Raw genomic sequence first — 19,660 nt, 5'->3', positions numbered from 1 at the left:
GGCTATGACCCAGGCAACGGCACCGGCGGCGCGCCGCGAGCCGACGTCTCCGCCGGCCACGCAGAAGGACGGACGCACCGCAGAGCGCTCCCTGGGCCGCAGGCTGCTCGCCCGCCCCGAGATCGGCGCGCTGATCGCGGCGGTCGCGGTGTACGTCTTCTTCTTCGCGGTGGCCCCGGCCTTCCGTGACGTGGGCGCGCTCTCCACGGTGCTCTACCAGGCGTCGGTCATGGGCATCATGGCGATCCCGGTGGCCCTGCTGATGATCGGCGGAGAGTTCGACCTCTCCGCCGGTGTCGCGGTGACCACATCGGCGCTCACCGCCAGCATGATCAGCTTCCAGCTCTCGATGAACGTGTGGACCGGCGTCATCGTCTCGCTGGTGGTGGCACTCGCCATCGGAGCGTTCAACGGCTGGCTGCTGGTGCGGACCGGAATGCCCAGCTTCCTGATCACCCTGGGCTCCTTCCTGATCCTCCAGGGCGCCAACCTCGCCGTCACGAAGATCTTCACCGGCAACGTCGCCACCGACTCGATCAGCGACATGCAGGGCTTCGACCAGGCGAAGGCGGTGTTCGGATCCGAGGTCAGTATCGGCGGCGTCGGCTTCAAGATCACCATCTTCTACTGGCTGTTCTTCGCCGGGATCGCCACCTGGCTCCTGCTGCGCACCAAGTTCGGCAACTGGATCCTCGCGGTCGGCGGCAACAAGGAGAGCGCCCGCGCTGTCGGTGTGCCCGTCAACTTCACGAAGATCGCCCTGTTCATGGGCGTGGGCGCGGGCGCCTGGTTCGTCGGTATGCACCTGCTGTTCTCGTTCAACACGGTGCAGTCCGGCGAGGGTGTGGGCAACGAGTTCCTGTACATCATCGCCGCGGTCATCGGCGGCTGTCTGCTCACCGGCGGCTACGGCTCGGCCGTCGGCCCGGTCATCGGCGCCTTCATCTTCGGCATGGTCTCCCAGGGCATCGTCTACGCCAACTGGAACCCGGACTGGTTCAAGGCATTCCTCGGTGTGATGCTCCTGCTCGCCGCCCTCGTCAATCTGTGGGTCCGCCGCCAGGCGACCCGGAGGTGAACCACCCATGACAACAGCCAACGGATCCTCCACGCCCATCGTCGAACTGCGCGGCGCGGGCAAGTCGTACGGCAATGTGCGCGCCCTGCACGGTGTCGACCTCGCCGTCAGTCCGGGCCGGGTGACCTGCGTCCTGGGCGACAACGGCGCCGGCAAGTCGACCCTGATCAAGATCATCTCCGGGCTGCACCAGCACACCGAGGGCGAGTTCCTCGTCGACGGCGAGCCGGTGCGCTTCAGCACCCCGCGCGAGGCGCTGGACAGCGGCATCGCCACCGTCTACCAGGACCTCGCCACGGTGCCGCTGATGCCGGTGTGGCGGAACTTCTTCCTGGGCTCCGAGATGACGCGGGGCCGCTGGCCGCTGCGCCACCTCGACATCGCGCGGATGAAGCGGACCGCCGACGACGAACTGCGCGAGATGGGCATCGTCCTCGACGATCTGGACCAGCCCATCGGCACACTCTCCGGCGGCCAGCGCCAGTCCGTGGCCATCGCGCGCGCCGTGTACTTCGGTGCGCGGGTGCTCATCCTGGACGAACCCACCGCCGCGCTCGGTGTCAAGCAGTCGGGTGTGGTGCTGAAGTACATCGCCGCCGCCCGCGACCGCGGCCTCGGCGTCATCTTCATCACGCACAACCCGCACCACGCCTACATGGTCGGTGACCACTTCGGTGTGCTCCGGCTCGGCACGATGGACCTGAACGCGGCCCGCAGTGAGATCAGCCTGGAGGAGCTGACCAACCACATGGCCGGCGGCGCCGAACTCGCCGCACTCAAGCACGAGTTGGCGCAGGTGCGCGGGGTGGACGTCGACGCGCTCCCCGAGGAGACCGATCTGCGTGTCTCCGCGGCGGCCTCCTCCGCCGCCTCCCCGGTGGCCTCCTCGGCCTCCTCCGAGAAGGCGTCCTGACCGACCGATACCGATGCCCCGGGGGGCCCGCCGTCAGCGGCGGGCCCCCCGGGGCATTCGGCGTGTGCCGGGTCAGGCCCGGCGTACCTCCTCGATGGTCACCGGCCGGTGCTCGCTCAGCGACAGCGTGCACGCCTCGGCGATCCAGCCCGCCTCCAGCGCGTCGGAGACGGTGCACGGCGACGGCCGCCGGCCCGCCACGACCTCGGTGAACGCGGCGAGTTCGGCCCGGTAGGCGGCGGCGAAGCGGTCCATGAAGAAGTCGTGCGGCGTACCGGCGGGGAAGGTCACTCCCGGCTCGACGGAGCGCAGTGGCAGCCGGTCCTCCAGCCCGACGGCGACGCTGTCCTTGAAGCCGTGCAGCTCCATCCGGACGTCGTAACCGCGCGCGTTGTGACGGCTGTTGGAGACGACGGCGAGCGTGCCGTCGTCGAGGGTGAGGATCGCCGAGGTGGTGTCGGCGTCGCCGGCCTCGGCGATGTACGCCGCGCCGCGGTTGGAGCCGGTCGCGTACACCTCGGTGACCTCACGGCCGGTCACCCAGCGGATGATGTCGAAGTCGTGCACGGCGCAGTCGCGGAAGATCCCGCCGGAGGCGGCGACATACGCGGGCGGCGGCGGCGCCGGGTCCAGGGTCGTGGACCGTACGGTGTGCAGCGGGCCGAGCTCGTCGCTCCGCACCGCGTCGCGGGCGGCGACGAACCCGGCGTCGAAGCGCCGGTTGTAGCCGATCTGGATCTCGACACCGCTGCCGTTCACGGCGTCCAGGACGTCGAGGCCCTCCGCCATGGTGCGGGCGACGGGCTTCTCGCAGAAGACGGGGATGCCCGCCTTGACCGCGGCGAGGATCAGCGCGGGGTGCGCGTCGGTCGCGGCGGCGACGACGACACCGTCCACACCCGCGGCCAGCACCGCCTCGGGCGAGTCGGCCACCTGCGCGCCGAAGCGCTCGGCGGCGGCCGTGGCCGCGGCGGCGTAGGGGTCACTGACGACGAGGCTGTCGACCGCGTCGAGGCCCGCGAGGGTCTCGGCGTGGAACGCCCCGATACGGCCGAGGCCGAGGATGCCGATGCGCATGGTTCCTGGTGCTCCTTGCTGGATGTACGGGCTTGCGGGCTCGCGGGGAAAACGGGGAGGAAACGGGGGATAAGGGTGGCGGCGTCAGTCCTGCGCGCCGATGACGTTCTGGTCCCAGTCGATGACCGAGCCCGTCACCACGCCGCTGCGGTCGGAGAGCAGCAGCACCACGAAGTCGGCGATCTCGTCCGGCTGTCCGAGCCGGCCCATGGGCAGCCGGCGCGCGGCCTCCTCCAGCCAGTCGTCGCCCGCGCCGTGGAAGGCGCGCTGGGTGGCGTCCTCGCCCTCGGTGGCCGTCCAGCCGATGTTCAGGCCGTTGATACGGATCCGGTCCCACCGGTGGGCGTGGGCCGCGTTCCGCGTCAGCCCCGCCAGCCCGGCCTTCGCGGTGGAGTACGGGGCCAGATGCGGCGGCCCGCCGTGCGCGCAGTTGGAGCCGATATTGACGATCGTGCCGGGCGCCTTCCTGGCCAGCATGTCGGCCACGACGGCCTGCATGGCGAAGAACGGCCCCTTGAGGTTGATCGCGATATGCGCGTCGAACAGCTCGGGCGTCGTGTTGAGCAGCGAGCCCCGCGCGGTGAGGCCCGCCGAGTTGACCAGGCAGTCCACCCGGCCGAGAGCGGCGACGACCTCCGCCACACTGCTGAGCGCCTGCTGCGCGTCGGAGAGATCGGCCTGTACGTACAGCGCCTTGGCGCCGGCCGAGACCAGCTCGGCCACCAGCGCCTCGCCGGGCTCCGGGCGCCGCCCGGTGACGGCCACGATCGCGCCCTCGCGCGCGGCGGCCCTGGCGACGGCCGCGCCGACACCCTGACTGCCGCCGTTGACGAGGACGACCTTGTCCTGAAGCAATCCCATGATTCCTGCAACTCCTCAGCTTGTACGGCGCTCGGCGCCGGCCCGCAGCGCGTCGCGGAGCGATTCGGACGACCGGCCCTCGGACAGGGCGCGGCGGACGAGATCCGCCTGGGACGGCGGTGCCAGCCCCTCGACCGGCGGGTCGGCGTCGAGGTTGGTGGGGAAGGGGTAGCCCTCGGCGCAGGCCGCGATCACGGCGTCCAGCCACGCCGCGCCCGCGCCCTCGGCCTTGCGCCGCAGGAGCACGGGGTAGACCGCGTTCACCATGGTCTCGCGGTCGACGCTCTCCATGGCGCGCCCGAAGGCGGAGGAGATCTGGAGCAGGTTGGCCATGCGCCTGATGTCCGCCGAGCGGTTGGTGCCGGCCGCGTGGAAGAGCGCGGGGTTGAAGAACACCGCGTCCCCCTTGTCCAGCGCCAGCTGCACGTACTCGGCCTCGAAGTACGCCTGGAAGCGCGGCAGCCGCCAGGCCAGATAGCCGGGCTCGTACGACTGGGAGTACGGCAGATACATCGTCGGGCCCGACTCGACGGGCATGTCGCAGTGTGCGACCGCGCCCTGGAGCGTCAGCACCGGGGAGAGCCGGTGGACGTGCGCGGGGTACGCCGCGGCGGCCTCGTTGGAGAGGAAGCCCAGGTGGTAGTCGCGGTGCACGCGCTGGGCGGTGCCGCCCGGGTTGACCACGTTGATCTGCGAGGTGACCTGGTAGCCGGGGCCGAGCCACGCCGTGGAGACCAGTGCGACGATGTCGTTGGCGTAGTAGTCGGCGAACGCCTCCGGCGCGTGGACGGCCGTCTTCTCCAGCGCGTTCCAGACACGGTCGTTCGCGCCGGGCGTCGCGAAGTGGTCGCCGGCGACGGCGCCGGAGGCCCGCTGGGCGTCGATCAGCGCGTCGAACGCGGCGGTCGCCCGGTCGATGACACCGGCGTCGGGGAAGGCCCGCTTCAGGACGACGATGCCGGGTCCGTCGGTCAGCGCGCGGATCAGCTCGGCGCAGGCCGCACGGCTGCCCTCGGGCGTGGCCGCCGCGCCACGCAGCCGGTCGCTGTCGTAGATCAGGACACCCCGCTCCACCGAGGCGGCGTGCGGGTAGTCGGCGGGGTCGGTCGTCCGCTCGACCAGGGCGCGGAAGGCGTCGAGGTCGCAGTCGTGCTCGGACAGCCACGCGCGGTGTTCTGCGGTGGTGAAGGACATCATCGTCCTTTCGGGGGACTGGAGCGAGTTTGTGCTGTCATTCTGATGAACGTACACACATCAAACAACCAGCAGCCGACCGTCAAAAACCCCTCAAGGAGTCATTCCGATGGGCCACCCCTATCCGCTCCGGGAAATAGCCCGGCAGGCGGGCCTGAGCGAGGCCACCGTCGACCGCGTCCTGAACGGGCGTGGCGGGGTCCGCGGCAGCACGGCGGACGAGGTGCACCGGGCCGTCGCCGAACTGGACCGGCAGCGGACCCAGGTCCGGCTGGTCGGCCGCACCTTCATGATCGACATCGTGATGCAGGCGCCCGACCGGTTCTCCACCGCCGTACGGGCCGCCCTGGAGGCCGAGCTGCCCTCGCTGCACCCGGCCGTGGTGCGGTCGCGCTTCCACTTCCGCGAGACCGGCCCGGTGGACGGCCTGGTCGCCACCTTGGACCGGATCGCCCGCAGCGGCACCCAGGGCGTGATCCTCAAGGCCCCCGACGTCCCCGAGGTCACCGCGGCCGTCGGCCGGCTCGTCACCGCCGGGATCCCCGTCGTCACCCTGGTCACCGACCTCCCGGCCAGCGGCCGGCTCGCCTACGTCGGCATCGACAACCGGGCGGCGGGCGCCACCGCGGCGTACCTCATGGGCCAGTGGCTCGGCGACCGCCCCGGCAACGTCCTCACCAGCCTCAGCAGCGGCTTCTTCCGCAACGAGGAGGAGCGCGAGATGGGCTTCCGCGGCGCGATGCGGGCCCTGTACCCGGAGCGCACCCTGGTCGAGATCACCGAGGGGCAGGGGCTGGACGAGGCCCAGTACCGCCATGTCCACGCCGCCCTGGAGCGCGACCCGGAGATCCGCGCGGTCTACTCGATCGGCGGCGGCAATGTCGCCACACTGGCCGCCTTCGAGGCCCTCGGCCGCGAGTGCGCCGTGTTCATCGCACACGACCTCGACCACGAGAACACCGGGCTGCTGCGCGACCACCGGCTCTCCGCGGTGCTCCACCACGACCTGCGCCAGGACATGCGGCACGCCTGCGGGACCGTGATGCGCGCCCACGGCGCGCTGCCCCCCGCCGCCCCGGCCCCGCCGTCCACGATCCAGATCGTCACGCCGTACAACCTGCCCCCTCAGGTGCCGGCCGGCTGACCGGCGCCCGGCGCCTCCCCCGGGAAGACGATGCCGCACCGACGCCGGATCGCGTCCATCGCCCGGAGTGTGGTGAGCGAGTCGGCGATGAGCGCCCGCGCGTCGTCGGCGGTCCGCGCCCCCGGCACGGTGGCCGCCGCGGCCCGCGCCCGCTCCGTGTCGGTGTCCGCCACCAGCACGACCTCGGCCGACGGGACGTACCGGTGCAGTGTGTTCACATGGTCGGCGCCCATCACACCGGCGCCGATCACACCGATCCGTACGGTCATGACGTCGTCCCGTCCAGGGTGACCCAGCCGCCGCTCTCGGCGGACCGTGCCATGGCGTCCAGCGCGACCGCGCTGTGGACGGCGTCCTGGAGCGTGGCGCCGTACGGGGTCCGCTCCGCGACGGAGCGCAGGAAGCGGTACGCCTCGACGACCTTGAGGTCGTCGTAGCCCATGCTGCTCGCGGCGCCGGGCTGGAACGCCGCGTACTCCCCGTGTCCCGGGCCGACATGGACGGTGGCGACGGGCTGGTCCTGGTAGGCGGTGCCGCGGCTGACGCCGAGTTCGCCCATGCGGCGGAAGTCCCAGAACACCGCGCCCGTGGTGCCGTGCACCTCGAAGCCGTAGTTGTTCTGCTCGCCCACCGAGACCCGGCACGCCTCCAGGACACCCCGGGCGCCGGAGGCGAAGCGCAGCAGACAGGAGACGTAGTCCTCGTTCTCCACCGGCGCGAGCTCGCCGCCCGCGGCCCGGGTGTGACCGGCGGTGGCGCCGGCCGGGCGGGCCCGCTCGGGGACGAAGACGGCGGTGTCGGCGGTCAGCGAGGCGATGTCGCCGAGCAGGAAGCGGGCCAGGTCCACCCCGTGCGAGGCCAGATCGCCGAGCACCCCGCTGCCGCCGCGCTCGCGCTCGTACCGCCAGGTCAGGGCACCTTCCGGATGGGCCGCGTAGTCGCTGAAGAGCCGGATGCGGACATGGGTGACGGTGCCGATCTCACCGGCGGCGATCATCGCGCGGGCGGTCTCGACGGCGGGCGCGTTGCGGTAGTTGAAGCCGACCGTGGCCTGGACGCCGGCCGCGGCCGCCGCGTCGGCGACCGCGCGGGCGTCCGCGGCGGTGAGGCCGACCGGCTTCTCGATCCAGATGTGCTTGCCGGCCTCGGCCATCGCCACACCGATCTCGCGGTGCAGGAAGTTCGGCGCGGTGATGCTCACCGCCTCCACCCGGGGATCGGCGGCCACCTCCCGCCAGTCGCGAGCCGTGCCGGCGAACCCGTACTGCCCGGCGGCCTCCTCCGCCCGGCCCGGCACCTCCTCGGCGACCGTCACCAGCCGGGGCCGTACAGCCAGCCGCGGGAAGTGGTGCAGTACGCGGGCGTACGCCTGGGTGTGCACCCGGCCCATCCAGCCGAAGCCGACCACCGCGACGCCGAGGGGCCGCCGATCGGACTCCCTGGCCTGGTCGTTCGTGACGTCGTTGTCCATGACCCACCTTCTTGGACCGGTCCAAATATTCTGGGCCTCACCCTGAATCCCCAAAGAGCCCCTGTCAACACCTTTGACAACATCACCGACACGCTGAGAGAGTCGGAAGGACCATGTGGAACGGTCCAAGAAGCAAGAGAAGCCCAAGAAGCCCAAGAGGTGGCTGAGACGTGGCCGATACGTCGTCCGGACGCCCGACGATCCGTACGGTCGCCGAGCGCGCCGGGGTCTCCAAATCGCTGGTCTCCCTCGTGCTGCGCGGCTCCGACCAGGTACGTCCCGAGAAACGGCAGGCCGTGCTCGACGCCATGCGGGAGCTGGGCTACCGGCCGAACGCGGCGGCGCGCAGCCTCAGCGAGCGGCGCACCCGCACGGTCGGCGTCCTCCTGCACGACCTGCGCAACCCCTGGTTCGTGGACCTGCTCGACGGCCTCAACTCCCTGCTGAACGACAACGGGCTGCACATGCTGCTGGCCGACGCCCGGCTGCACCGCCGCGCGGGCCAGGAGCTCACCCGGCCCTTCCTCGACCTCCAGGTCGACGGCCTGGTGGCGGTCGGCACCCTGCCCGATCCCGCCGTGCTCGCCTCGGCCGCCGAGCGGATCCCGGTCGTCGTCGCGGGCACCCGCGAACCGGTGCTGCCCGGGGTCGATGTCGTCGCCAACGACGACGAGCACGGCGCGCGGCTCGCCACCGAGCACCTCATCGGGCTCGGCCACCGCCGTATCGCCCATATCGCCGGCTACGGCGCCGTCGGCGAGCTGCGCCGGCGCAGTTTCGAGGCCACCATGCGCGCCCACGGCCTCGGGGACGGCATGCTCGTCGAGCCCAGCGACATGACCGAGGAGGGCGGCTACCGGACCACGGTCCGGCTGCTCAGCCGCGCACTCCGGCCCACCGCCGTCTTCGCCATCAACGACACCGCCTCGGTCGGCGCGCTCTCCGCCGCCGAGGAGCTGGGGCTGCGGGTGCCCCAGGACCTCTCCGTGGTCGGCTACGACAACACGAGCGTCTCCCGGCTGCGCCACCTCTGGCTCACCACCGTCGACGGCGCGGGCCACGAGGTCGGCCGCCGCGCGGCCCGCTGCCTGCTCGACCGTCTCGCCGACCCGTCGCGGCCCGGCGGCGTCCACCTCGCGACACCGGTGCTCGAGGTCCGGGGGACCACCGGGGCGCCGCGCGACTGAGCCTGTTCCGATCAGGACTCCCGGACTCCCGGACTCCCGCACCTCCAGGAGCAGTTGATCGCGATGTGGCTCTTCACCGGCAGTGGCCCCGCCATGTGATCCGGTCACACCGGAACGCACCCATCGTTGGGTGTCCCACCCGATGACCCGCGGTGTGTGGGCTCCCTAGCCTTCTGTCGTCGAGCCCGCGCACTCGGCACCCGGACTCCCGTGCTCCGTCAGGGAGTTCCGGAGTCCGGGACAGCACATGCCGTACGGGGGAGGAGAACCAGGAGGCAAGAGTGATCCAGTGGACCAGGTGGAAACCGCTCACCCGCACGGCTCGGACGCGCAGCGGCCCGGCCCGGCGCGGGGCCCGCAGAAGATGGCTCGGTGTCCTCGCGGTACTGACCCTGGGGGTGGGGATCGGCACAACACCGCAGCATGACTCCGTGGCGGCCACCGGCACGGAATTCACCCGGCCGGTCCGCACCTGCGAAAGCCTCACGCGGATGACCTTCCCGGACGGCACCAGGGTCACCAGCGCCTCACGGACCGCCACCGCTCCCGTGATCTGCAACGTCACCCTGGTGATACCCGAGAGCATCGGTGTTCTGATGGCGCTGCCGGAGGACAACTGGAACGGTCGCTTCCATGGCACCGGTGCCGGCGGATTCGGAGGCTGGCTCTCACCGGAGCAGGTAACCGGTCCCGCACGGGCCGGCTACGCGAGCGCGGGCACCGACGGCGGACACTCGGGATCGCCCCTGGACGGCTCCTGGGCATGGTCCCCGACCGGGATGAACACGTCACTGATCGAGGACTTCGCCCACCGGGCGGCCCACGAGATGACGGTCAAGGGCAAGGCGGTCACCACCGCCTACTACGGACGGGCACCCGGCTACTCCTACTGGGACAGCTGCTCGGGCGGGGGACGGATGGGGCTCATGGAGGCCCAGCGCTACCCGGAGGACTACGACGGCATCGTGGCCGCCGCCCCCGCGCTGAACGCCGACCGCTTCGTACCCGCGGGAATGTGGCCGCAGGTCGTGATGCGGGAGGCGGGCGACTACGTGCCGCAGTGCAAGTTCGAGGCGTTCACCCGCGCCGCCGTCGCGGCATGCGACGGCCTGGACGGTGTGACCGACGGCGTCATCGATCCGCGGACCTGTGCCTTCGATCCGGCGAAGCTGGTCGGCCTCCGCACTCCGTGCGGTCGGATCACGGCCGAGGACACCACCGTGATGAGGAAGATCTGGGACGGGCCGCGCCGCGCGAACGGTTCACGGCTCTGGTACGGCATCCCGCGGGGAGCCCCACTGAGCGCATACGCCAGTACTTCGGAGACCGACGGGCTGCCGAACCCGCTGCCCGGCGACTGGTTCAGGTACTGGCTCGCCAAGGACCCCAACTGGGACTGGCACACACTGACCAGCGCCAACTTCGCCACCTATTTCGAGCAGTCCCGTCGCGCCTACGGAGATCTCCTCGCCACCGACGATCCCGACCTCAGCGCCTTCCGTGACACCAACGGGAAGATGATCATCTGGCACGGCTGGGCGGACGAGGTGGTCATGCCGCAGGGAACGGTCGACTACTACACACGGCTCGTCGGCGCCATGGGCGGAAAGGCGAAGACGGAGCGTTTCGCCCGGCTCTTCATGGCACCCGGCGTACAGCACTGCGTCGGCGGTCCCGGTGCCTTCCCGGCCGATCCGCTGGCTGATCTCGTGAAGTGGGTCGAGCGGGGACAGGCCCCCGACACTCTCCTCGCGAGGAACGGGAACACGTCCCGCCCGCTGTGCCGCTGGCCGGCCGCCGCCCGCTACACCGGACACGGAAGCACCGACGACGTTGCCAACTTCCGCTGCTCCACCTGACGCGGGAGGTGTGACGCGGGAGGTGTGACGCTGCGGCTGCGGCTGCGGCTGCGGCACAGGCACTGAGCTCCGGGTGAAGCTCCGTCGGGACCCCAAGTCGCCCTGGTGCGTGGGCACCAGGACACATGAGTGGCTGGTCCGGAAGGACCAGGGCAAGACGGCGACTGGGGACGATGCCCGGCGGGGCGCCTGAGGGGAGTGTGGGAGGCGCGTGAACCTCGCGCATTTCCCTCGTACCAGCAGGTGTCTGGAGTGATCAGCAGGTGGCAACGTATCTTTATCTGATCGGGCGGTGGGCCTTCCGGCGGCGTCGGCTCGTGAGCTGTCTGTGGCTGACCGCCCTGGTGCTCGCCGGGGTCGCCGCCGCTACGGCGCCGGTCGCGGAGGAGGGTGACTTCTCCATGCCGGGCACCGAGTCGCAGAAGGCGTTCGACCTGCTGGACGAGCGCTTCCCCCAGAGCAACTCCCAGGGTGCCGAGGCCCGTCTGGTGTTCCAGGCCCCGGACGGGCAGCGCGTGACGGCCAAGGAGAACAAGGCCGCCGTCGAGGAAGCGATCGGCTCGCTCGACAAGGGCGGTCAGGTCGCGTCGGCCACCGACCCCTTCGAGACCGGCGCTGTCAGCGAGGACGGCACCATCGCCTACTCCACGGTCACCTACACGGTGGGCACCGTCCATCTGACCGAGTCGGCGAAGAGCGCCCTGGAGAGCGCCGTGAGCCAGGCCTCGGGCACGGGGCTGACCGTGGAGGTCGGCGGCTCGGTCCTGGATGTGGAGGAGTCACCGGGCGGTACGACGGAGATCGTCGGCGTGGCGGTGGCGGCCGTGGTGCTGGTCCTCACCCTCGGGTCGCTGGTGGCGGCCGGACTGTCGCTGATGACCGCCCTCACGGGGGTGGCCATCGCCTTCTGCCTGATCACCGCGCTCGCCTCCGCGCTGAGCCTGTCGTCCACCGTCACCATCCTGGCGCTGATGCTGGGGCTGGCGGTCGGCATCGACTACGCGCTCTTCATCACCTCCCGCTTCCGCGACGAGTGTGCCCGGGGCGGCGCACCGGAGGAGGCCGCAGGCCGGGCGGTGGGCACGGCCGGATCCGCCGTCGTCTTCGCCGGTTCGACCGTCGTCATCGCCCTGGTCGGGCTGGGGGTCGTCGGAATCCCCGAACTCACCAAGATGGGCATGGGCAGCGCGGGCGCCGTCGTCCTGGCCGTACTCGTCGCACTGACCCTGGTCCCCGCGCTCTTCGGCTTCTTCGGCCGGCGGATACTGTCCCGCGCCGTGCGCAAGGCCACCCAGCCGGGAGGCGAGCGCCCGCACCGGGTGCCCACCGCGGCCGGCCGGCCCGGGCTCGGCACCCGCTGGGCACGGTTCGTGCTGCGCCGGCCCGTGGCCGTACTGATGGTCGCGGGACTCGGTCTCGGCGCCGTCGCCGTACCGGCGATGAGCCTCGAACTGGGGCTGCCCGGAGACGAGGCCAAGTCGGTGGAGACCACCCAGCGGCGCGCCTACGACCTGCTGTCGGAAGGCTTCGGCCCCGGCTTCAACGGTCCGTTGACCCTGGTCGTCGACATGGCATCGGCCTCGGACACCCGGGCCACCACCGAACTGGTCGCCAGGACCGTACGGGAAGTGGACGGGGTCGCGTCGGTCGGTGACCCGATTCTCAACCGGAGCAAGGACACGGCCATCCTCACCGCCGTCCCGCGGACCGCGCCGACCAGCGGCGAGACCAAGGACCTGGTGCAGGCGATCCGGAGCGCGGTCTCCGGCGTCGAGGCCGACACGGGCGCCGGCATCCTGGTCACCGGTGCCACCGCGCTGAACATCGACATCTCCGAAGCCATGTCGGACGCACTCGTTCCCTATCTGATCGTGGTCATCGGCCTCGCGGTGCTCCTGCTGATGGTGATCTTCCGGTCGATCCTGGTCCCGATCAAAGCAGCGCTCGGCTTCCTGCTCTCGGTGGGTGCCGCCTTCGGCGTCCTCGTCGCCGTCTTCCAGTGGGGCTGGGCGGCGGACTTGATCGGCATCGAGCAGAGCGGCCCCGTCATGTCGCTGATGCCGATTCTCATCATCGGAATCGTCTTCGGCCTCGCCATGGATTACGAGGTCTTCCTCTTCATCCGGGTGCGGGAGGCATACGTCCACGGCGCGTCCCCCGGCGAGGCGATCGTCAGCGGCTTCCGGCACAGCGGACGTGTGGTGGCCGCTGCCGCGATCATCATGATCAGTGTGTTCGCCGGATTCATCGGTCTGAACGAACTGACCGTCCAGACCCTGGGTGTTGGTCTGGCCTCCGCCGTCGCCTTCGACGCCTTCGTGGTCCGGATGGCGATCGCACCCGCGGTCATGGCGCTGTTCGGTCACCGGGCCTGGTGGCTGCCCCGTATCCTCGACCGTGTGCTGCCGAACGTGGACATCGAGGGTGAGGCACTGAGCGAGCACGCCCCGGGCCCCGCGCCCGAGCCGGACGCGGTGGTGCCGCAACTCCCCGTCGGCGGGCGCTGAACCGGCCATGACGGACACGGGGGGAGACGGCCCGCGACCACGGAGCACGTGGTCGCGGGAGGGGGCGATCGTAGCGACGGCGTTCGTGGTCTGTGTGGTGGGTGGCGTGATGCGGGCCGACGGCACGCCGGCGTCGCCGCCTGCCGCCGCCTACCTCATCGCCATGGTGTCCAGCGCCGTGCTGCCGATACGGCACCGGGCGCCCCTGGCCGCCATGGCGGCCACGACCGCGTGCGGTGTGCTGGCGCAGCCCCTGGGCTTCCTGGTGAGCCCGCTCATCGTGGCCCCCGCCCTGATCGCCGCCTACTCCTACTCGCTCGCCACGCGCACCGAACGGCGCGTGGCGAGCGTGGTGCCGTTCACCTCCGCGGCGCTGCTGGGCACCTCCGCGGCGCTGCTGGTCATCTCCACCCCCTTGTTCGGGGACCTCTCGTGGCAGGACGCGAGCAGGATGGGAGCGGTGGCGGCGTCCCCACTGGTGGCCGGCGTACTCGGTCACTCGGTGCAGAACCGACGGGCCTATCTGGCGGGCGTGGAGGAGCGGGCCCTGCGGGCCGAGGAGAGCCGGGACAGCGAGGCGCGCAGGCGAGTGGCCGACGAACGGGTGCGCATCGCCAGGGAACTGCATGACCTCGTGGCCCACCAGATCACCCTGGCCAACGCCCAGGCGATGGTCGCCGCCCATCTCTTCGACGCCCGCCCGGAGCAGACCCGCACGAGCCTGAAAGAGATCGTCGAGACCACCGGTCACGCGCTCGACGAACTGCGGGCCACGGTCGGTCTGCTGCGTCAGTCCGGGGACGCGGCCACACCGGCCGAACCGGCGCCCGGACTCTCCCGGCTTCCCACGCTCCTCGAGTCCTTCCGCCGCGCGGGTCTTGAGGTGTCGGTCCACCAGGAGGGCGCTGCCAGGCCGCTGCCGCCGGGAGTGGACCTCACCGCCTACCGCATCGTCCAGGAGGCCTTGACCAACGTGACCAAACACGCCGGAAGCGGTAGCGCCCGGGTGTACCTCGTCTGGAGCCGCGATCACGTGATCATCACCATCGCCGACGACGGGTGGGATGCCCGTCGGGGGCCAGGAGCGTTCACACTGCCGGACCGTCCACCCGGTTACGGCCTGATCGGGATGCGTGAGCGTGCCACCGCGGTCGGGGGACACCTCGTCGCGGGCAGGCGCCCGGAGGGCGGCTTCCGCGTCTCCACCCAATTGCCCCTCCCGCCCGCCAGGGACACGACGCGGACGGCTGACGGAAAGGCGGGGGACACGCCGTGACGCTCCGAGTGCTGCTCGCCGACGACCAGGCCCTGCTGCGCGGTGCCTTCAGGATGCTCCTTGACACGGCCGCCGACATCACCGTGGTCGGCGAGGCCGCCGACGGCAGGGAGGCGGTGAGACTCACCAGGGAGCTGCGCCCGGACGTGGTGATCATGGACATTCGTATGCCCGAGGTGGACGGTCTCACCGCCACGTCGGAGATCTGCGCGGACCCGGAACTGCGGGCCAGCCGCATCCTGATCCTCACCACGTACGAGACCGACGAGTACGTCGCCCAGGCGCTGCGCGCGGGAGCCGGCGGCTTCATCGGCAAGGGCATCGGGGTCGAGGCCCTGCTGCACGCCGTGCGCACGATCGCCGACGGCGACACTCTTCTGTCGCCTGCCGCGACCAGCTCCTTGGTCGCCCGCTTCCTGGCCACGCCGGACGCGGCCACGCCGCACCACCCCGAACTCGCGGTGCTCACCCCGCGCGAACGCGAGATGGTGGCTCTGGTCGCGACCGGCCTGTCCAACCAGGAGATCGCCGAGCAGATGTTCCTCAGCCCCTTCACCGTCCGCGCCCACGTACAGCGCGCGATGACGAAACTGGAGGCCCGCGACCGGGCGCAACTCGTCGTCATCGCCTACCGGACGGGCCTGGCCCGGGCCGCCCCCGGCGGCGGTACCGGGCGCCTGCCGTAGTCCGGTACCGCGCACACCGACCCGTCCCGCGGGTGCCGTATCAGCTCACGGCACCGTGGCGCATGTCGGGCAGCACAAGGGCCGAGTGGGCCGGTCGTGCCGGCGCCGAGGGCAGGGCGGCGAGGGCGCGCAGCCTGGTGTTGCGCTGCTCCAGGGCCGGCACCGTGGTGGGGAAGAGGGTGGCCGCGCCGTTGTCGACCAGCGCCTGATTCATGTTGACGAACGCGCGAACGCCGCGTTCGTACGCGGTGAAGGCCGCGGTGTGGTCCCGGTGCGTGGCCAGGGCGTCGGCGAGCATATAGGCACCGGCCAGCGCGAGACTCGATCCTTGTCCGGTGAGGAACGAGGGCGCGTACGCGGCGTCGCCGACGAGCGCGACCCGGCCGATGGACCAGCGGGGCATGCGGATCTGACCGGCCGTGTCGAAGAACAGGTCGTCCGCGTCACGCATGGCGCTGACCATGCCGGGGACCCGCCATCCCGCGCCCGCGAAGACCGAGGCGACCAGGTCCCGTTGGGCGTCGGGGTTCCGGAGGGCGTCGAACGGCGGTTCCGGCTGGTGAAAGTTGAGGAAGGCGTGCAGCTCGTCGTCGTCCCCGACGGCGTAGAGGGCCGCGGTCCTCCCCGGGGTGTTCCACATCATGAGCTCGCGGGAGAGCCCGAAGGTGTTCGGCATGGTGAATATGGCGAAGCAGTGGCCGAGGTAGCGGTGGAACTGTTCTTCGGGGCCGAACAGGGATTCCCGGGTGTGGGAGTGCATACCGTCGGCGCCGACCACCACGTCGAACGTGCGCTGCTGCCCGCTGTGGAAAACGATGTCGACCCCGTGTCCGGACTGGTCGAGGGTGGCGATGGAGTCGTCGAACAGGAACTCCACGTCGTCGCGGACCGTCGCGTAGAGGGCCGCGGCCAGATCTCCGCGACGCACTTCGAGGTCCTGTCCCTCGACACCGCCGGCAACGGCGCTCGGGGTGAGCGAGGTGACTTCACCGCCGTCGGCGTCGAGGAACGTACAGCGAAGCGAGTCGATGTGCGCGGCCCGCAGCCGCGGCAGTATCCCCATCCGCCGGACCACCTCTGTCGCGGTACCGCGGATGTCGATCGGATAGCCACCGGCGCGCAGTGCGCCGGCCTTCTCCACCACGGTGACCGCGAATCCGGATCGGTGCAGCCAGTACGCCAGCGCGGGACCGGAGATGCTGGCCCCGGAGATCAGAACGGTGCGCTTCGCGGTAGTACTCACGTTCATCGGTACTCCGGTAGGTGTCATGCCTGGGCTTCTTCCTTCGTGAAGTGGACAAAGAGCAGTGACAGGGCGGCGACGAGACCGGCCATGGCGAAACCTGTGACGAAGGCCGATTCGTGCGGCAGACCCGTCATCGGGTCGGCCCCGGAGGAGAGGATCGCGCCGCCGACCTGGGCTCCCAGGGCGGCGCCGATCACGCGTGTCACCACGAGCAGGCCGGTGGCGACACCGGTGTCCTTGGTCGCGACTGCGGTGGCGGTGCTGGAGAGCAACGCCGTGGCACCGATGCCCGCCGCGAACGCGATGAGCACCTTCGCGACGACGAGCTGCCACTCCTGGGTGTGCAGCGCCGCCAGGGCGAGCAGCGTGGCCGCGGTGACGACGGTGCCCACGACGATCACGGCCCGCGGACCGAAACGCCGCGCCGCGATCCCGCCGACCGAATCGCTCGCCGCCCCGGCGATGGCGCCGGGCAGCAGGAACAGTCCGATGTCGGTTGTATCGGCACCGAATCCGTACCCGTCGGCCGATACCCCGAACAGCTGCGGGAGCAGAAAGGACACCATCCCGAAACTGGCGGTGATGACGAAGGTGAGCACGCAAGCGTGCCACATCGCCGGCTTCGCCAGCATGCGCAGATCGACCATCGGCGAGGCCGCCCGGCGCTCGACGGCGACCCATCCGCTCGCGAGGGCGGCCACGGCCACCGCGATGGCACCGATCCCGAGTGGCGGCAGGCCGCCGTCCCTCGTCACCGTCACGAGCCCGAGCATGAACGCGAGCAGTGTGCCGCTCAGCAGCACCACGCCGGGCCAGTCGATCTTCTCGTCCGAGGTCGGGGGATCATGCGGCATCACCCGGATCACGACCAGCGTCGTCGCGATGATCGCGATCGTCGGCAGCGCGAACATCCAGTGCCAGGACACTCTTTCCGAGATCGGTCCGGCAAGCAGTGTTCCCACGATGCCGCCGCCCGTGAACAACGCGACGACCAGCCCGATCGCGACCTGTGACTGTGCGGTCGGGAGGTGTCTGCGTACCAGGATGAAGGAGAGGGGCAGCGCACCCACCATGGCGCCCTGCAGTACCTGACCGAGTAACAGCACCGGCAGGTTCGGCGCCAGGCTGGACAGCAGACCACCGGCCGAGACCACGGCCATCAGCCGGAGCAGCACCCGTTTTCCGCCGTAGCGGTCGCCGAGTTTGCCCGCTACGGGGGTGATGACCGCGCCGGTGATGAGCAGCGCGTTGCCGATGAGCGCCCCTTCGGCAGGACTGACCTCCAGCTCGCGTTGGAGCAGCGGGAGCGCGGGCTCCACCACTGCCTGCATGGTGCCGAGGGCGAGTGCCAAGATGCCGAGGGCACCGATCGACAGCTTCCCGATACGGGCCGGGGAGACCGTGACTTCGGACATGGGCGTCCTTCTCATCGTTGGGTGCGAGTACGTGCGTGGATCTGCTCGAAGGGGGACGGATCGCGCTGTTCCTCCCCACTGCCGCCGGGCAGGGGGAAATGCGCGAGGCTCACGCGGCTCCCACACTCCCCTCCGGCGCCCCGCCGGGCATCGTCCCCAACCGCCGTCTTCTTCTGGTGCTCCCGGACCAGCCGCTCACCTGTCCTGGTGCTCAGGCACCACGGGCCCCGGCCACCACGGGACCGCGCGGCGTCGCGGCACCAATCGCGTCCGAACGATTGACGTGTACATAGCGCTTATCTATCTTCTGGTCGAAGCTGCGCACGCCGTTCGACATACCGCACAAAGCAAGCGGAGGACGTGTTGAAGAGATCCACCAGGCCCCTGCTCACCCTGCTGGTCATGGCGCTCGCCCTGCTGGGCCTGCCCGCCACGGGCAGCGCCTCCGCGGCGGCGCCGCCCGCCGGGCAGGCGACGCGGTACACGATGACCGCGTTCACCAACGCCAACGAGTCGAACATGTACGTGTACGACTCGCCCGACGCCACCGGCTTCACCCTGCGCAGCGGCCCGGCCTACACGCCGCCGTCCGGGCTGATCCGTGACCCCAGCGTCTTCAGACACACCGACGGCTACTACTACCTCACCTACACCACCCGCACCTGGTCCGCGCTGAGCACCACCATCGGCTTCGCCCGCTCCACCGACCGCCTCAACTGGACCTTCCTGTACGACTACACCGTCCCCATCAGCGGTCTGGCCCGCACCTGGGCCCCGGAGTGGTTCGTCGACACCGACGGCAGTGTCAACATCATCCTGTCGGCGTCCACCACCGCCGGCGGCGAGTACATCTTCACGCCGTACAAGCTCACCGCCACCAACTCCGCTCTGACCGCCTGGAGTTCGCCCACGGTGCTGAGCGGCATCAGCCCCAACTACATCGACACCTTCCTCGTCAAGGTCGGCTCCACCTACCACGCGTTCACCAAGAACGAGACGACCAAGTACATCGAGTACGCCACCGCCACCAGCCTCACCGGCCCGTACACCCTCCGGAAGACGGGCGACTGGGCCGGCTGGGGCTCGTACCGCGAGGGCCCGGCGCTGGTACAGCTCGACAACGGCGGCTGGCGGATCTACTTCGACGGCTACGGCGCCGGAAAGTACTTCTTCAGCGACAGCTACGACAACTTCGCCACCTGGTCCACCCCCGCCGAACTGCCCGGCCTGACCGGGACCGTCCGCCATCTCACCGTGCTCAAGGAGACGGTCGCCGGCGGTGTCACCCTGCCGCTGAACACCACCCGCTCCCTCCAGTCCGTCAACTACCCCGAGCGCTACGCCGTCGTACGGTCGGACGGCCTCGGCTACACGGACCCGGTGACCTCGGCCAGTACCACCGCCGTGAAGCAGAGCGCGACACTCACCGTCGTGCCCGGCCTGGCCGACGCGAACTGCTACTCGTTCCGCGACACCTCCGGCCGCTATCTGCGGCACTGGGACTTCCGGATCCGCTTCGACACCACCGACGGCACGGGCGTGTTCGGCAGGGACGCGACGTACTGCGCCCGGCCGGGATCGGCCGCCGGATCGGTCCGGCTGGAGTCGTACAACTACCCGGGCCGCTATCTGCGCCACTACAACTACGAGCTGAGAGTGGACCCTTACCAGGCCACGGCCACCTTCCTCGCCGACAGCTCCTTCACGGCCGTCACCGCCTGGTCCTGACCGCCTCACCAGCCGAGG

Annotated in this window: 16 protein-coding genes; 9 read left to right on the top strand and 7 right to left on the bottom strand. The window is 70.7% G+C overall.

The window, feature by feature from the left end; genetic code table 11:
* Nucleotides 1–4 precede the first annotated feature (4 nt).
* Together AB0389_RS01970 and AB0389_RS01965 are read left to right on the top strand one after the other, a co-directional pair.
* On the top strand, nucleotides 5–1,078 hold the full coding sequence (locus AB0389_RS01970; protein ID WP_366393339.1) for an ABC transporter permease: 1,074 nt from the start codon (nucleotides 5–7) through the stop codon (nucleotides 1,076–1,078).
* Nucleotides 1,079–1,085: 7 nt separating this feature from the next.
* A complete protein-coding gene (locus AB0389_RS01965; RefSeq protein ID WP_366393338.1) occupies nucleotides 1,086–1,991 on the top strand; it encodes an ATP-binding cassette domain-containing protein in 906 nt (301 codons plus the stop codon).
* 72 nt (nucleotides 1,992–2,063) lie between these two features.
* On the opposite strand, the gene AB0389_RS01960 is transcribed toward AB0389_RS01965, so the two are convergent.
* The 3 genes from AB0389_RS01960 to AB0389_RS01950 all read right to left on the bottom strand — a co-directional run bounded on the left by AB0389_RS01960 (nucleotide 2,064) and on the right by AB0389_RS01950 (nucleotide 5,123).
* Complete coding sequence (locus tag AB0389_RS01960; RefSeq protein ID WP_366393337.1) at nucleotides 2,064–3,068, bottom strand: Gfo/Idh/MocA family oxidoreductase; 1,005 nt, start codon at nucleotides 3,066–3,068, stop codon at nucleotides 2,064–2,066.
* Between the two features lie 84 nt (nucleotides 3,069–3,152).
* Entirely contained in the window at nucleotides 3,153–3,929 is a 777-nt protein-coding gene (locus AB0389_RS01955) for an SDR family oxidoreductase (protein WP_366393336.1), read from the bottom strand.
* Nucleotides 3,930–3,944: 15 nt separating this feature from the next.
* Nucleotides 3,945–5,123, bottom strand: coding sequence for a phytanoyl-CoA dioxygenase family protein (locus AB0389_RS01950; RefSeq protein WP_366393335.1), 1,179 nt, complete (start codon nucleotides 5,121–5,123; stop codon nucleotides 3,945–3,947).
* A gap of 109 nt (nucleotides 5,124–5,232) precedes the next feature.
* On the opposite strand from AB0389_RS01950, the gene AB0389_RS01945 reads away from it, so the two are divergent.
* Entirely contained in the window at nucleotides 5,233–6,267 is a 1,035-nt protein-coding gene (locus tag AB0389_RS01945; RefSeq protein ID WP_366393334.1) for a LacI family DNA-binding transcriptional regulator, read from the top strand.
* Here the strand turns inward: AB0389_RS01945 and AB0389_RS01940 are convergent.
* On the bottom strand, nucleotides 6,249–6,536 hold the full coding sequence (locus AB0389_RS01940; RefSeq protein ID WP_366393333.1) for a Gfo/Idh/MocA family oxidoreductase: 288 nt from the start codon (nucleotides 6,534–6,536) through the stop codon (nucleotides 6,249–6,251). The two genes, AB0389_RS01945 and AB0389_RS01940, sit on opposite strands and share 19 nt — an antisense overlap.
* Nucleotides 6,533–7,738, bottom strand: coding sequence for a Gfo/Idh/MocA family oxidoreductase (locus tag AB0389_RS01935; protein WP_366393332.1), 1,206 nt, complete (start codon nucleotides 7,736–7,738; stop codon nucleotides 6,533–6,535). Before AB0389_RS01935 ends, AB0389_RS01940 begins: the two co-directional genes overlap by 4 nt.
* Nucleotides 7,739–7,908: 170 nt before the next feature.
* Between AB0389_RS01935 and AB0389_RS01930 the strand changes: the two genes are divergently transcribed.
* The 5 genes from AB0389_RS01930 to AB0389_RS01910 all read left to right on the top strand — a co-directional run bounded on the left by AB0389_RS01930 (nucleotide 7,909) and on the right by AB0389_RS01910 (nucleotide 15,253).
* Entirely contained in the window at nucleotides 7,909–8,925 is a 1,017-nt protein-coding gene (locus tag AB0389_RS01930; protein WP_366393331.1) for a LacI family DNA-binding transcriptional regulator, read from the top strand.
* A 281-nt stretch (nucleotides 8,926–9,206) separates the two neighbouring features.
* Entirely contained in the window at nucleotides 9,207–10,784 is a 1,578-nt protein-coding gene (locus tag AB0389_RS01925) for a tannase/feruloyl esterase family alpha/beta hydrolase (RefSeq protein WP_366393330.1), read from the top strand.
* 263 nt (nucleotides 10,785–11,047) lie between these two features.
* Nucleotides 11,048–13,291: an MMPL family transporter gene (locus AB0389_RS01920; protein ID WP_366393329.1), complete on the top strand. Its 2,244-nt coding sequence runs from the start codon at nucleotides 11,048–11,050 to the stop codon at nucleotides 13,289–13,291.
* A 7-nt stretch (nucleotides 13,292–13,298) separates the two neighbouring features.
* Nucleotides 13,299–14,567, top strand: coding sequence for a sensor histidine kinase (locus tag AB0389_RS01915; RefSeq protein WP_366393328.1), 1,269 nt, complete (start codon nucleotides 13,299–13,301; stop codon nucleotides 14,565–14,567).
* The gene (locus tag AB0389_RS01910) at nucleotides 14,564–15,253 is read left to right on the top strand and encodes a response regulator transcription factor (protein WP_366393327.1); all 690 of its coding nucleotides are present in this window, start codon (nucleotides 14,564–14,566) and stop codon (nucleotides 15,251–15,253) included. Before AB0389_RS01915 ends, AB0389_RS01910 begins: the two co-directional genes overlap by 4 nt.
* Nucleotides 15,254–15,293: 40 nt before the next feature.
* Here the strand turns inward: AB0389_RS01910 and AB0389_RS01905 are convergent, their stop codons facing one another.
* Complete coding sequence (locus AB0389_RS01905) at nucleotides 15,294–16,523, bottom strand: FAD-dependent monooxygenase (protein ID WP_366393326.1); 1,230 nt, start codon at nucleotides 16,521–16,523, stop codon at nucleotides 15,294–15,296.
* Complete coding sequence (locus tag AB0389_RS01900) at nucleotides 16,520–17,914, bottom strand: MFS transporter (RefSeq protein ID WP_366393325.1); 1,395 nt, start codon at nucleotides 17,912–17,914, stop codon at nucleotides 16,520–16,522. The genes AB0389_RS01905 and AB0389_RS01900 overlap by 4 nt, the downstream gene beginning before the upstream one ends.
* 363 nt (nucleotides 17,915–18,277) lie before the next feature.
* Here AB0389_RS01900 and AB0389_RS01895 point away from each other — a divergent pair, with 363 nt between their 5' ends.
* The gene (locus AB0389_RS01895) at nucleotides 18,278–19,642 is read left to right on the top strand and encodes a glycoside hydrolase family 43 protein (RefSeq protein ID WP_366393324.1); all 1,365 of its coding nucleotides are present in this window, start codon (nucleotides 18,278–18,280) and stop codon (nucleotides 19,640–19,642) included.
* Nucleotides 19,643–19,660 lie beyond the last annotated feature (18 nt).

The organism is Streptomyces sp. NPDC093109, from assembly GCF_040701725.1.
Taxonomy (GTDB): Bacteria; Actinomycetota; Actinomycetes; order Streptomycetales; family Streptomycetaceae; genus Streptomyces.
This window is presented reverse-complemented; position numbering and strand designations above follow the sequence as displayed.

What these genes read in the sequence shown, in the direction of transcription:
- AB0389_RS01960 (WP_366393337.1), bottom strand. Translation starts at nt 3,068, where the DNA reads ATGCGCATCGGCATCCTCGGCCTCGGCCGTATCGGGGCGTTCCACGCC.
- AB0389_RS01905 (WP_366393326.1), bottom strand. Translation starts at nt 16,523, where the DNA reads ATGACACCTACCGGAGTACCGATGAACGTGAGTACTACCGCGAAGCGC.
- AB0389_RS01940 (WP_366393333.1), bottom strand. Translation starts at nt 6,536, where the DNA reads ATGACCGTACGGATCGGTGTGATCGGCGCCGGTGTGATGGGCGCCGAC.
- AB0389_RS01945 (WP_366393334.1), top strand. Translation starts at nt 5,233, where the DNA reads ATGGGCCACCCCTATCCGCTCCGGGAAATAGCCCGGCAGGCGGGCCTG.
- AB0389_RS01900 (WP_366393325.1), bottom strand. Translation starts at nt 17,914, where the DNA reads ATGTCCGAAGTCACGGTCTCCCCGGCCCGTATCGGGAAGCTGTCGATC.
- AB0389_RS01915 (WP_366393328.1), top strand. Translation starts at nt 13,299, where the DNA reads ATGACGGACACGGGGGGAGACGGCCCGCGACCACGGAGCACGTGGTCG.
- AB0389_RS01935 (WP_366393332.1), bottom strand. Translation starts at nt 7,738, where the DNA reads ATGGACAACGACGTCACGAACGACCAGGCCAGGGAGTCCGATCGGCGG.
- AB0389_RS01950 (WP_366393335.1), bottom strand. Translation starts at nt 5,123, where the DNA reads ATGTCCTTCACCACCGCAGAACACCGCGCGTGGCTGTCCGAGCACGAC.
- AB0389_RS01965 (WP_366393338.1), top strand. Translation starts at nt 1,086, where the DNA reads ATGACAACAGCCAACGGATCCTCCACGCCCATCGTCGAACTGCGCGGC.
- AB0389_RS01970 (WP_366393339.1), top strand. Translation starts at nt 5, where the DNA reads ATGACCCAGGCAACGGCACCGGCGGCGCGCCGCGAGCCGACGTCTCCG.
- AB0389_RS01955 (WP_366393336.1), bottom strand. Translation starts at nt 3,929, where the DNA reads ATGGGATTGCTTCAGGACAAGGTCGTCCTCGTCAACGGCGGCAGTCAG.